At 67.2% G+C, this 13,087-nt stretch carries 9 protein-coding genes and 1 pseudogene; 4 read left to right on the forward strand and 6 right to left on the reverse strand.

Going from position 1 to position 13,087, the window contains the following annotated elements; translation table 11 throughout:
• Nucleotides 1–79: 79 nt before the first annotated feature.
• Nucleotides 80–1,329 (forward strand): annotated as a pseudogene (locus AQJ54_RS28105) (IS701 family transposase).
• Between the two features lie 547 nt (nucleotides 1,330–1,876).
• Here the strand turns inward: AQJ54_RS28105 and AQJ54_RS46840 are convergent.
• A complete protein-coding gene (locus AQJ54_RS46840) occupies nucleotides 1,877–2,203 on the reverse strand; it encodes a DinB/UmuC family translesion DNA polymerase (RefSeq protein WP_248845451.1) in 327 nt (108 codons plus the stop codon).
• A 1,394-nt stretch (nucleotides 2,204–3,597) separates the two neighbouring features.
• Between AQJ54_RS46840 and AQJ54_RS28115 the strand changes: the two genes are divergently transcribed.
• Complete coding sequence (locus tag AQJ54_RS28115) at nucleotides 3,598–3,861, forward strand: helix-turn-helix transcriptional regulator (RefSeq protein WP_062241908.1); 264 nt, start codon at nucleotides 3,598–3,600, stop codon at nucleotides 3,859–3,861.
• A 159-nt stretch (nucleotides 3,862–4,020) separates the two neighbouring features.
• On the forward strand, nucleotides 4,021–4,902 hold the full coding sequence (locus AQJ54_RS46845; protein ID WP_079070057.1) for a DUF6083 domain-containing protein: 882 nt from the start codon (nucleotides 4,021–4,023) through the stop codon (nucleotides 4,900–4,902).
• A gap of 155 nt (nucleotides 4,903–5,057) precedes the next feature.
• On the opposite strand, the gene AQJ54_RS45765 is transcribed toward AQJ54_RS46845, so the two are convergent.
• Nucleotides 5,058–5,309 (reverse strand): hypothetical protein, encoded by a 252-nt coding sequence (locus tag AQJ54_RS45765; protein ID WP_062241910.1) that lies wholly within the window; start codon nucleotides 5,307–5,309, stop codon nucleotides 5,058–5,060.
• Between the two features lie 102 nt (nucleotides 5,310–5,411).
• Here AQJ54_RS45765 and AQJ54_RS28125 point away from each other — a divergent pair, with 102 nt between their 5' ends.
• On the forward strand, nucleotides 5,412–6,953 hold the full coding sequence (locus AQJ54_RS28125; protein ID WP_079070039.1) for a UvrD-helicase domain-containing protein: 1,542 nt from the start codon (nucleotides 5,412–5,414) through the stop codon (nucleotides 6,951–6,953).
• Between the two features lie 127 nt (nucleotides 6,954–7,080).
• On the opposite strand, the gene AQJ54_RS28130 is transcribed toward AQJ54_RS28125, so the two are convergent.
• The 4 genes from AQJ54_RS28130 to AQJ54_RS28145 all read right to left on the reverse strand — a co-directional run bounded on the left by AQJ54_RS28130 (nucleotide 7,081) and on the right by AQJ54_RS28145 (nucleotide 13,038).
• Complete coding sequence (locus AQJ54_RS28130; protein WP_248845452.1) at nucleotides 7,081–8,136, reverse strand: ISAs1 family transposase; 1,056 nt, start codon at nucleotides 8,134–8,136, stop codon at nucleotides 7,081–7,083.
• Between the two features lie 494 nt (nucleotides 8,137–8,630).
• The gene (locus AQJ54_RS46430; protein ID WP_062241912.1) at nucleotides 8,631–9,062 is read right to left on the reverse strand and encodes a hypothetical protein; all 432 of its coding nucleotides are present in this window, start codon (nucleotides 9,060–9,062) and stop codon (nucleotides 8,631–8,633) included.
• Nucleotides 9,062–11,218, reverse strand: coding sequence for a hypothetical protein (locus AQJ54_RS46850; RefSeq protein ID WP_062241914.1), 2,157 nt, complete (start codon nucleotides 11,216–11,218; stop codon nucleotides 9,062–9,064). Before AQJ54_RS46850 ends, AQJ54_RS46430 begins: the two co-directional genes overlap by 1 nt.
• The gene (locus AQJ54_RS28145) at nucleotides 11,215–13,038 is read right to left on the reverse strand and encodes a hypothetical protein (protein ID WP_062241916.1); all 1,824 of its coding nucleotides are present in this window, start codon (nucleotides 13,036–13,038) and stop codon (nucleotides 11,215–11,217) included. The genes AQJ54_RS46850 and AQJ54_RS28145 overlap by 4 nt, the downstream gene beginning before the upstream one ends.
• Nucleotides 13,039–13,087: the final 49 nt, after the last annotated feature.

The following is a 13,087-nucleotide window of genomic DNA, read 5'->3' on the forward strand; positions in this document are numbered from 1 at the left end:
AGGGCTTGGTCATCTTCACTCGTGGGTGGAGTGTCTGCTGGTCCATGAGGGTCGTTGGGGTGGTGTGACACCTGAGGAGATGGCCGGGGTCCGGGAGGACCTGGAGGCGTTCGCGGCGGAGTTGTTCGACGGGTTCTTCCGTGCGGATCAGCGGCGGTGGGGGCAGGCGTATGTGCGCGGGCTGTTGCTGGACGGCCGACGTAAATCGGTGGAGCCGATGGCGGCCCGTCTCGGTGAGGACGGTAACCGGCAGGCGCTGGCCCACTTTGTGACGACGAGCCCGTGAAATCCGGCGCATGTGCGGGCCCGGACGGCCTGGAGAATGCAGGAGGCGATCGGCCCGAGGCGTTGATCGTCGACGACACCGGCTTCCTGAAGGACGGGGACGCCTCGGCGTGTGTGTCCCGGCAGTACACCGGCACCGCGGGCAAGGTCACCAAATGCCAGGTCGGGGTGTCGCTGCACCTGGCCCGGGATCATGCTTCGGCCGCGGTGAACTGGCGGCTGTTTATGCCCGCGTCCTGGGATCCGGCCTCTCCGGAGGCGGATGCGGACAAGGTCGCCCGCCGCAGCCGCTGTGGCATCCCCGACCGGGTGGGGCATGTGGAGAAGTGGCAGCTGGCCCTGGACATGATCGACGAGAGCAGGTCGTGGGGCATCGACATTCCCCTGGTCGTCACGGACGCCGGTTACCGGGATGCCGCCGCTTTCCGCCACGGCCTGGAAGAACGCAACCTGCCCTATGCGGTGGGCATTTCCTCCCGCCACACCGCCCATCCAGCGGTCGCCCGGCCCGTCCAGCCCGCCTACGCGGGCACCGGCCGGCCACCGGCCATGCAGTACCCCGAGCCTGCGCAGACCATGAAAGAGCTGGTCATCGCAGCCGGTCGGGCAGCTGCCAGGCCGGTGTCCTGGAGGGAAGGCTCCCGGTCCGGCAAGTCGATCAGCGGATTCAAGCGCATGTATTCGCGGTTCGTGGCCCTGCGCGTGCGACCTGCCGGACGAGGCGTCCGCAAGGCCAGCGACGGCCCTGAACTGCCCGAACGCTGGCTGCTGGCCGAGTGGCCCGCCACCGAACCCGAACCGGTGCAGTTCTGGCTCTCAGACCTGCCCTCCGGGATGCCGCTGGCCACTTTGGTGCGGCTGGCCAAGCTGCGCTGGCGCATCGAGCACGACTACCGCGAGATGAAACAGGCCCTGGGACTTGCCCACTTCGAAGGCCGCACCTGGAACGGCTGGCACCACCACGCCACCCTCGTCTCCGCCGCCCACGCCTTCTGCACCCTGCAACGACTGGCACGAGACCCAAAAGACGCCGTGCAGGTCTGAGCCTCTACCAGGTCGTCCGCGACCTCCAGACACTCCTAGCCACCTGGAACGGTGCCTGCCCCACCTGCCACCGCGACATACCCACCCCCATACGAACCTGACCAGGCCCTACTAAGGTCCGTCTGCAAACTGATCTTGCCCAGAGCAGGAATGACGCTGTGACCGCTGCTTCGTAGGAGGTGGCGGTCTTCTCGTATCGGGTGGCGATTCCACGGAAGCCTTTGAGCAGGTTGAAGCAGTGTCCGACGATGTTGCGTTGACGGTAGATCTGCCGGCCCTGTCCTGCGGACGATGTCGCCACAAGCCAGAAACGGGAGCCAAACACCATGCCCCATATGATCAGTTTTCGCCAGTAACCAGCGGTTCGCGGTGTCAGCGGTCAGTCAGGGCGGCTGGACGAACGGCCTCCGCCCCGAAGCGTCGGCGGGGGCGGTCGGCGGCGGCTTCGGCTGTGCGGGCACGAGCGTCACGAGGATCCAGGGAGAGCTGACTGGCAGACGTCGTCTGCCGGCAGCAGGCCGTCGGCGCGGATCACGAACGACCGGGCTCACGCTCGCTGCAGCCCGAGGCCTGTCAGCAGACCCAGGGCCGCCGCTACGAGGGTGGGTGAGTAGTTGGTGGGGTCCGGCAATATGAGGGTACGCGTACTGGAACTGCGGTCGGCGTAGGGCACGGTGAGGGTGAGCCCGCCGGCGATCCGGCCTTCGCCGCGGAGGCGTTGGCCGATCCTGTCGGCGAGTCCCAGGACGGCTCGGTGATGCTGCGCCGGATCGAGGCAGTCCCGTTCCAGCACGAGGTCGGCGACCAGACGCGCTGCCGGTTCCGACGGGGCGACCGGGCGCGGGTCGAGGTGAGCAACGAACGAAACGGGCACCACCCCGTCACCTCCCCAACCGGGCAGAGCAGTTGAGAAAATCGGCTCTTCGACGCAGCTCACTCAGGCGTGGTGCAGCAACTCAGGACGGGGCGGACGGGCAACGGTTTGCAGCCGACCGACACCTTCCATAACGGAGCAAGCACCGGCCAGGGCACGTCATCCCTCGGGACTCCCAGCGCCGCTCGATCGACCTACCGCCTGCTGACACTGACCGCCCTTCGGCAGCAGCTCCCAGCGCAGGTCCCCTGAGGCAAGGCCCACGCTCCAGGAGATGAGGGATGCCGCCATCCGGTCGAGCACCGGATACAGAGCCGCAGGGACGAGTCCGCACTCACGCGCGATCCGGTCCGTCTCAGCGCACCCTCGACCGGCTGATGGGTCCGTGTGTGCCGCAAGGCAGAGGGCGGTCAGCCGTACGACGGGGTCAACGGTGCCCTCACAGCCGCTTTTCGCCATGCGTAGCGCCCAGTCAGCAGCGCTCCTGCGGTCTGGGCGTGCGGGAGCAAACAACATTTCGTCGAGGACCTGGGCAACCACCACCCTGCCAGCAGAGCCGGAGACGATCGGCGTTCTACGGAGCCACCGCGCCTGCTCCAGTTCGCTCCACGGCAGCGGATCGCGGCCGAGGCGAAGGCTGCGCAGGACTCCAATCGGCAGCCGGACCCGCCCTTGAGAGTCCATGCGTAGTGCGCACTGTACGGCGAGCAGCCGGGCCCCGGCCCCGGTGTGGCTTGGCAGGGCTGCGGCCAGGTAACTGAGCATCTCCCGGACCCGAATATGGTCACCCGGCCCCCTGGGTCGTCGCTTGCGGCGCCGGTCGACACTGTCCGACGACACCACGGCCGTACACAGGAAGGTTTCCGGAACCATGGCGGCCTGCTCCGTCACCGACGCACAGGCCGTACACGCATCGGCGAGGCGCCAGAGCCGCCCACCCCGCTCGCGCGCGAGAAGCAAACGGATAGGACCGGCGCAGCCACGGTGCCGGGGGTGCCAGCGACAGCCTCGTTCATGGCACTGACAGGTGCGCAGGTATGGCGGCAGAACGTCACGCCGAGCATGTCCAGCCAGATGCTCGAGCGCCGCAGAGCGCGCGGATGCGGTAGCGGGCAGCGCGCCCCGGTGGTCGCACTGCTGACACACAAGCTGCGGCCCGCCAGAACTGGGCCGCAACTCCACAATCCAGGCACGCCTCGCCGTTGGGTGTGTTGTGCGGAGCCTCATAGGGCGCGTGCTCCTCCCAGTCCCGTCCCGCGCCGTTGTCCGCTCAAGAGAGAGCGACGGCCGCACACGGTAGTGCAGATGTCTGCCCTCCCGCCGAGCCGCCACCTGGAGAAATAGGGCAGAGGTCTGCACTGACAGGGCAGGGGTCTGCACCTTCGGATGGTCAAGTGACGATCTTTCCTCCCGATCCGGACTTCGAGGCACTCCGCCTGGAGCTCGCGCGTCTTCGGGCGGCCCGAGGATGGAGCTATGACGAGCTCGCCGCCCGTAGCGGCCTCGCCCGACGGACTCTCATCGAGATCGAGCAGGGCCGCACGATCGGGACTCTGAAGACCTGGCACGCCCTCGCGCACGCCCTCAGCACTCCGCTCGATGAGTTCTTCTCCACCCTGTGCACCGGACACGAACCCCCGTCGAAGGCGGACGACTGACCGCCTTCGGGACGGCATTCGCCATCCGCTCGAATTGGTGACCCGAAGCGAACACGCTGTCGCACCCTCGAAAGCCAGTCTCAACAAGTACGGCCGTCCAGGGGACAACTGCGGCAGCGACACCGGCCGAGCGGCGTGTTGGCTGGCAGGTTCGCCCACATGCGCCCCACACCCCCTTCCCCACATCACCGGGACGGCAGCCCCGTCCACGTCCACAGCAGGCGTTCCCTCCGCATCAGCGGCGACAGTGCCAGCCGTCTGCTGCGGTGCGGCCAAAGCGACCGTTGTCGGGATTGCGGCAACCGCATCGAGTGGTACCACCGCACCAACGAGCGGCCCGTCCGCCTGCATCCTGACGAACTGCCCGCCGAGAAGGTGCCTGCTACCTGCCACTGGCACGTCAGCCGCGGTGTCGCTCATCCAGCGGGCGACGGCAGCGACTGGTGCCGCCTGCCGCACGCCCTGGTGTGCCCTGCCCGCGACGCCCCTCCTGCCCCCGAATTGGCAGGACTGCGCCGCGCTCTGGCGGTCAACACCCGCCGCCTGATCGACTGCGGCGCATTCGTTCTCCCTTCCGCTCCGTCGAACAGCGATGACTTCCCGACGGCTACGTGTCGGCCGGCCCGACCTGTCGTACAACTCCTGTACGTCCGCTACCTGGCCAGCCGCCCGGTGGACGAGATCCAGTGCGTCGCACAGACCCGCCGCCGTCACCGCTGTACAAGTCCACTGCTCACACCTGGGTCCCCGGCAGGCGTCTGGACCCTCGTGCCCACCACTGCTACGTACGGCCAACTTCCGTTGCACGGGGACGTCATGGCCGTCTACGCGCTCACGCATCTGCCCTATGCCGATCAACTGCGCTGGCGAGCCCAGCGCTGCCCAGAACACGCCGCCATTCCCACGGCCCCCGACGTGGCCGTGGCCGAGTGGGAGCCCTTCGATCCGATCGTCCACCACGACCACATCCACACCCGGCTCCCCGCGATCAGACGACGTCCAGGGCCTACCGACCGAAGCAGAATGGCGCCACAGCCATGACCGGCCACCACGCGGTCGAAATCGCCCTAACCCGGCCCGCCACTGACGATGAGCTGTGTCGTGCCCGTCGTGTCGTGGCTCTGGCCTGCGACACCAGCCGCACCAGACTGCTGGCCCTGCAGCGCGCCATGAGTCCTGGCCGCGCCGTGCGGGCGCTACGCCACCGGCTCGATGCCGTACTGCCGATCGACGTTCTCACCACCCACTACCCGGACCAGCAGGGCCGGGTCCTGCTGAACGTCGCCCTCAGCCCTGCCGCCCACACCACCGTCCGCCAAGCTGCGGCAGCCCACGGTCAACGGCCCCGAGACTTCCTGAGACAGGTCGTGACCGATGCCGTTGTCCGCGACGCAGAAAACCGTACCCGCCATCTGACAAGCCAGCTGGAAGAACTGCTGGGCGAGCACACCCCGGAAGAGCTACTGCTCTGCGCCGCGCGCACACTCCTGAGCCATCCCCACCGCCGGCCAAGAGGCACGTGCGCCTCCGCCCCTTCTTAAGGAGCCTCTGTGTCCACCCCGACCGACGAGCAGGTTCACGCCGTCGACGCCTTCCGAGCAGGACACCACCTCTCCCTGCAAGCGGGAGCCGGTACCGGCAAGACCACCACCCTCGAGATGCTCGCCGCCAGCACCAAACGACGCGGCCGCTACGTCGCCTTCAACAAGGACATCGCCTGCCACGCCGCTACGCGCTTCCCGCGCACGGTGACATGCAGAACCGCCCATGCGACCGCGTACGCCGCCCTGGGCCACCGGTATGCCGGTCGCCTCAACGGACCGCGCCAACCCGCCTGGAAAACCGGTCAGGCCCTCGGCATCACCCAGCCCGTCCGCATCGGCGATCACGAGATCAGCCACAGGACGCTCTCCAACACGGCGCTACGCGCCGTGAAGCGCTTCTGCTACTCCGCTGACCGAGCTCTCAGCCGCCACCATGTACCGCGGCTTCGCCGCCTGGCGACACCTGCCGAGCACACCCAACTCGCCGACGTGATCTTTCCGTTCGCGGTGAAAGCGTGGGCCGATCTTCAGAACCCCAACCAGGGTGTGGTCCACTTCGAACACGATCACTATCTGAAGATGTGGGCCCTGACCCAGCCGAAGATCGAAGCGGACTTCCTCTTCCTCGACGAAGCCCAGGACACCAACCCTGTCCTGGAACAGGTCTTCCATGCCCAGCGCGACCACGCCCAGCTCGTCATGGTGGGCGACTCCGCACAGGCCATCTACGGCTGGCGCGGCGCCCGCGACGTGATGACCGCTTTCGACGACGCCACCGCACTCCCTCTCACCCGCTCCTTCCGCTTCGGACCTCTCCTCGCCGAACAGGCCAACCGCTGGCTCGAACTCGTCGAGGCGCCCATCCGGTTGACCGGAAGCGAGACGATGCCCACGGAAATTGGTGACATCGCAAACCCGGATGCAGTGCTCTGTCGCACCAACATCGGCGCCATGGCCGAAGTCATACAGCTCCTCACCGAAGGCCGCCGCGTCGCCCTGGCCCGCGGCGGACACACACTCTCCGCACTGGCCTTGGCCGCACGCGACCTCAAAGAAGGCCGCCGAACCAGCCACCCCGAACTCGTCCTTTTCACTTCCTGGGGCGAAGTGCAGGACTACGCGGCATACGACCCCGCCGGCGGCGACCTCCAACCCTTCGTCGACCTCGTCGACACGCACGGTCCAGAGGCAATCCTCACTGCGGTCGACAAACTCACCGACGATGACGATGCCGACGTAATCGTCTCCACCGCTCACAAAGCCAAGGGCCGCGAATGGCCCATGGTTCGGATCGGTGACGACTTCCCGCCCCCTAAAAACACCGATCAGTTCGATGCTGAGGGGCGCCCCATCCCAGAATCAGTGAACGACGCCGACGCACGTCTCGCCTATGTCGCCATTACGCGTGCCCGCCAACGACTCGACCTGGGAGGGTTGTCCTGGATCGATACATATTTCAAAGCTTCGAATGCAGTTGCCACCACCGCCGAAGGCGCCGCACCGCCAGCTGCGTCGCAGCGCTCTAAAACCGAAACAATCTGCCACTGACGGGAGGAACCGTGCTGGAGACACACGCCCCAGCAGCGATCCAACGCAGAACCGGAACTGGCAAAGCGATGCTGCGGCTGCCACTACTTCTCGCAGGGTCCTTTGCATGATCGAGATCTGTCCGGGTTCATCCGGTGATGCCGAGGGCGGTCAGGGGCCTTCGCCAGTCGCGAGCGGTGTGGCGTAGGGCGGCGGCGATGTTGGTGTGGCCGTCCTGACGGTGTACGCCGATGGCGAGGTTGCGCAGGCCGGCCATGATGCGCGGGAGATGGCCGGCATGGATCTTGGAGTCGTCCTCGCGGAACGTGCGGTCGCGGACGTGGTGCAGAAGATTTTCGATCTTCCAGTGCCCTCTGATCCAGTCGGCGAGCTGGGCGCCGGTAGCCGCGCCGGGCGGCAGGCCGGTGATCAGGTAGACGCGCTCGATGGTGAGCCTGCCGGTGGTGAAGTCCGCCCTCCAGCGCACGACTTGCAGGGCCTGGCGTGCGTCGGGGTAGTCGAGGTGGGTGAAGGCGGCGGTCTTCAGCCGCCGAATCTCCAGGCAGTGGTGGGCCCGAGTGCGGTCGTAGTGGTCGAGCGTGATCTCGCGCCAGGGCAGGCGGCGGACGCGGTCGAACAGACCGGGATGGTTGGCCTTGCCCTGGGCGATGTAGTGGGCACCACGCTCGCGGAGGTATGGGCCGTGAACGTGCTGGGTGTGCAGCGCGTCGGCGGTGATGACCGTGCCGGTCAGGTCGACGCTGTCCAGCAGGGGCCGGATGGCGGGGATCTCGTTGCTCTCGTCGGCGACCTGCCGCTGGGCCAGGACGTGACCGGTGTGGTCCATCGCGGCGAGCAGGGTGACATGCCCGGTGACGTGGGTGCGCGAGCCGCGCAGGGCGTTGCCGTCGACAGCGATCGCCCGCAGTCCGGGGCCGGCCGGGGCGGCGCGGGCGGTGAGGAAGTCGCCGATCGCCCGGTCCAGGGCGTCGCCGTCGAGTTGGACGAGCAGACGGCGCAGGGTGTGGGGGTGCGAGACGGGCACGGTGCCGGAGAGCGGGTCGGTGGGGAAGCCGAGAACCCGGCAGGCCCACGCGGGGACGTCGCTGATCCATTCCGTGATCGCGGTGAGCGAGCGGGCACCGGCCAGGACACTCGCCCCCGGCCGCGGCGACCAGGGCGGACAACCGGTAGCGGCGGCCACGGACGCCTCTCGGGTCGGGCACCAGGTCCAGGAAGCCGGACAGTGCGACCGCGTCCTCCAGCGGGACCGGCGCGGCAGTCCGGCCCAGTTGGGCCAGCGCGGTGGGGTGTGAGTGTCGAAGTCCCATGAACACCTGGCGAGTCCGTGCCTGCTCCTGCATCTTCTTGATCACTGGGACCGTGCCTGCACTGCGTTCGCCCCCGCCCGAAACCGGGGTGTCCCACCCTAACTGCGAACCAGCCCGATGTTCCGGACAGAACCGATCATGCAACAGCCCCTGCTACTTCTCGAGAGGACGAGCGGACCCTCCCCTAGCTGTCCTGGATGCGCCTCCAGACCTCCAGCGAAATCCGTCTCTACATGGACGGCCGACGCACTGCCATCGGCAGCCTGAGCGCCACCACTCGGGCGCACACCCCAAAATCCGGTATTTTCTGCACATCAGCGCGGAACCTCAACTTCCGCCACTCACGTATCAGTTGGTCAAAGAATCGTCAGGGCAGCTGTCGGGGCCGACGGGGCATGACCCGGACCTTGGCTGTGTCTTCGGTGCGCTCGGTGACGGCCTGGAGTTCGAGGCTGAGGAAGTTGACGGCTGTGGCGTACAGCTGTAAACGCTCTTCGAGGAGTCGTGCGTGTTTCTGCAGGTCGGCGTGCTTCTTCTTGAGTTCCTGGTAGGCGTCCTGCTCGCGGACGTGGGTCACGCGTTTGGCTTCCTCGGCTGCCGCCCGGGCTTGGAAGAGATCCTTGAGATCTTGGTGTTGGTGAGTCAGGTGCCAGCGCTGGACGTCGGCTTCAATGGCCAGCTGTGAGACGTTGAGGCGCCCGGCCGATCGCTTGGCGGTGCCGGAGAAGAGCCGATTCATGGCAGCGATGATCGCCCGTCGGGTCGGGTCGGTCTCGCCGTTGAGCGGGATCGCGGTCATCAACTGGTAGCTCCTTCCTCGTGGCCGCGGAGGACGGCCTGCAGGCGCTCGAGCTCGTGGCAGTCTCGCTGGTGGCGAATAGGTGGCGCGAGCGGATCAGCGATGATTTCGGCGAGGTCGGCGATCTTCTTCCGGACGTATTCGATGTCGCGGTCGGTTCGTGCGAGGTTCGGGCACTTGGGCCTACAGTCGTCGGTATCCGGGGTGACCCGTGGGTCGTTGGCGTCGCCCCGTAGCTGGCAGGCTGCCGTGGCCGGGTTGAAGACGCAGGTCATGCCCTCACCATGGTAGATCTGCAGGAGCGGGTTGCCGATCAGGTCCAGGGCCTGCCGTTCGTTCTTGAGCACGCGGCCGGCGAACTCTCGGTTCGCTGCGGCGACTCGTGTGCGATAGGCCTCGGCTGCCGGCCCGCTGACGTGCTCGCCTTCGGCCAGAGCGGCTTCGTCCTCGGCGAAGCATTCGAGTCGGTAGAGCCAGTCCTGGAAGGCGTACTCGTCCGGGAAGCCGGACTCGTAGCTCCCTGCGTACCCTTCTAGCATGCGAACGTGGGCGTGACCGTATTGGATCGAGGCGGCGATCAGGCCTCGGGGTCGGCGGCGGATGAACCAGGCCAGCGTTCGGCGGAACCGGCTGGCTTTCAGCGGGCCGCGGCCGTCGTCAGGGATGGGGTCAGTGCGGCCGAGGCGAGTGCATTGCAGGTTCACCCATTGGACGAAGTCGCCCAGGTCACCGGCGATGGAGGCGTCCGATCGGGCATCGCCGAGCCGTCGTTCGTTGACCCATCGTTTATGGAACGGCTCGAGGCGCCTTGGGAAGAGAAGCGGGCTCGGGTGGAGCCGCTCCAGCACCGCGACGGCGCTCGCAACGAGCTTGATGACGACCCAGGGGTCGGGTCGGACGGTCCCCTCGGGCATCTTGTTGCCGTCTCGGTCGAGGGAGCCCTTGAAGTAGAGCCCCCGCATCAACCACAGCCCGGTGTCTGCGTCCCGGGTCACGCAGCCACGTCGCAGGTTGAGCACCTCCCCCGCGCGGGCGCCCGACAGGTAGGCCACAATCACGAAACATGCTGTGCTCAGCAAGCGGGCCAGCTCTGGCACCTCGTCGTAAGTGATGTTCTGGTGCCAGGGGCCTTCGTCGCATGACAGGGTGAACTTGGTGTTCAGCAGGGCTTGGTCACCGATAGGGAGCCCCGACTCGGCGATCAGACGGCCGGTCCCAGTGTTCTTGATGGAATCCGCGCAGTCGAGGATCAGAGCGAGGTAGCGCCAGCGGATCACCCTTCGACCGTCCGGCGTCTGGGAACCGGGTAGCGCCCCTCCCTGCTGGCGGAGGTTGTCGAGGTAGGCGTGGACCTTCGGCACGAGGTCGCCGGGTCTATTCCGGTTCTGGTTCTGGGCCGCTGTGAAGCGGCGCCCTTCCGGTGTCCGCAGGTAGAGCGCGGCGTGCTCGTCGCGGGCGGCCAGGATGGGGTCTGCGAAGACCTCCAGGAAGCGGACCGCCCAGCTCAGCAGCATTTGCATGGTGGGCTCAGCGATGCGAGGGGTGCGGTTCTCTCTGCGGGCAGTCGAGCCAGTCCTTAGAATCTCGGCGGTGTCCTCTCCGGCCCAGGGCGGGGCCTGGGGCAGCCGCATCGCTGGTGGGAGGATCTCGCGGTGGCCCCAGAGCCGACGGATCTCCGTGAGCGTGCGGAAGGTCCCCGTCAGGGGGTCCTCCTCGTCCAATACCGCGTCGACGAAAGCGTCCAGGAGGTCGTTGGTGATCTGGCAGAAGGCTGTGATTCCCCGCTGCGCAAGCCAGTCGATAATGAACTGCAACTCGTTGACAAACAGCAGGTGCACGGTCGTGACGCTGATCCGGCTCCGCTTCGCGCCGGGCGGGACCCAAAGCCGTCCATGATTCAGCAACTGCCAGCAGTAGTGCTTGGTTGCCAACCGCAGGGCTGCGGGGATCAGGTCAAAGTTGAGCGAAGTGGCCCGGTAGTGGTCCTCAAAGATGGCCGCATTGAGGTCCCACACAGTGTCAGCGAAGCAGGACAGCCTCGTCCGGTCGGCGTCGGGCCGCAGATCTCGCTTGAGCAGGACAAGTGTGTCGGGTTGGGGCCAGAAGGTCCCGGCGGGGATCTCTCCCCACTCGAGGTCGAAGGCGGGCGTCGTCATCGTAGGTCGAGCTCCCTGTTCAGGAATCGGTCGACCAGCGCGTGGTCGGCATCGGTGGCGCCCTCACGGGCGTCGGCGACGGCACTCTCGTCGTGCTCGGCCAGCAGGTCTGCCAGCTGAGCCTGCGGGCCAGCGAACCGGCTCGCCCAGCGCAACGCGTCGACCTGTTCGCGACGCTCCACCAGCCGGTCGTGGACCAGGACCTGGACCGGCAGGTGCCGCGGCAGCGCCCTGGCACACTCGCAGCTCAGGCAGAGCATGAAGGAGGCCCGGCAGGGTTCCCCGGGCGGGCCGTGCCGGCCGCCGAGGTTGTCGCTGCAGGCAGCCAACACGGTGTCGAGCTCCCCGGCGATCATGCGCCTGAGCGTCTTTGCCGTCAGGCCAAGTTCGGCGGCCATCCGCTCGGGGTCGGCCTCGGCCCTGGCGAGGTACTCGGCGGACAAGGTGGCCACCCGTCCCCGTGTGCGGGCCTTGTCGACCTCATCGGTCAGGGCCTTCGCCACGACCTGTCGGTACTCATTGACATTGCCGCGGTTGCGGAGCATGTAGGTCGTGGCGGTTTTCTCGGTGTGTGCGACCGGCCGCTGGTAGAGCTCGATGTGTGTGAGCCTCAGGAGATCGAGCCGCAGCGGCAACGGGACCGTCTCTCCGTCTTTGTCATGCTGGTCCGCGACCAGCCCCCACGCTACGCCCCGCGCTTTGATGTACGAGTTGTGGTTCAGAGGTCGCAGGCCGGGCCCGATGCTGTGACCACTGCCGCCGGCATAGCCGACCAGGAGCCGACTTCCGCCGGCCAATGCCCGGGACCGACCCGTCAGTTCGTGCAGCAGGACGTAGAGCCCAAAGGACGTGTGCAGTTCATCGCTGGTGGTGAGGTCCTCGGGCTTGTCCGGGACGCTGATCCAGTCTGGGACGTCGCTCAGCGCGAGGGTCATGTGAGCGCGGCGCTGACGTCTGGGTTTGAGTAGATCGACGATCGCCGTGCCGGTCTGCCCGGTATAGCCGTCCGCGCGATGGTGCGCCGCCGGGACCCTGAAGATCACTTGCGGGTTCTCGCCGGTCATCGCTGCCAGCAGCACCGCCCCGGCCCCCGCCTCTTCGATCGTCAGATGGAGCCAGGAGACGATCTCCTTGACCGAGCCGAACTTCTGGACCCATTTCGCCGGGAACAACCTCCCCCTGTGGATGCCGACTGGGCGAGGCTCTCGGGGGACGTCACCGTAGCGGTCAACAAAGTCCAGCAGGCGGATCCTGGTGGCCAGCGGACCTGTGCTGGCTACCGCCTCGCCCCGCCTCGCCTGCTCCAGAAGCTTCCGGTTCGCCCTGATCCGGCGTGCGGCCACCCGCAGCTCGGCCCGCGCGGCGGCCGTGATCCGCTGGAATTCCGTCCGGCTGTAGCTCTGCTTGCTCGGCGTGCTCTCCTCGGACCTAGTCCTGTCCCGTGTCGGAAGCTGTGAGGCCAAGCGGGCCGCGAGCGTGTCCGATACTCCCTTACCGTGCAACAACAGCAGTTTCAACTGCCCTAGTTCATCTGCGGCGTTGGTCGTCTCGGTCGAACGAAAGGCGAGGAATCCGTCGAACTGCTCGACCGTCATCTGGGCCAGCTGCCGGGGCGGCCAGGGGAGCGTCGCCAGATAGCGGTCGAGGTTCCTCACGGTCTTGAAGACATGATTGGTCGAGTACAGCGACGTCAGCCCAGCGCCGGGGGCGGTGCGCTTGGTGAACGCAGCGACCAGTTCGTCCCGCAGCCCTGCCGGCATGGTCAGCGGCGTGAAGTCGTAGTCCTCGGACTCGGAGCCGTCCGCGCTGAAACACCGCACCACGATCCTGCCCGGGCCGGCATCGAGGCGACCCCGTCTGGTCCTCGGC

This window comes from Streptomyces griseorubiginosus (assembly GCF_001514195.1).
In the GTDB taxonomy this organism is placed as follows: Bacteria; Actinomycetota; Actinomycetes; order Streptomycetales; family Streptomycetaceae; genus Streptomyces; species Streptomyces griseorubiginosus.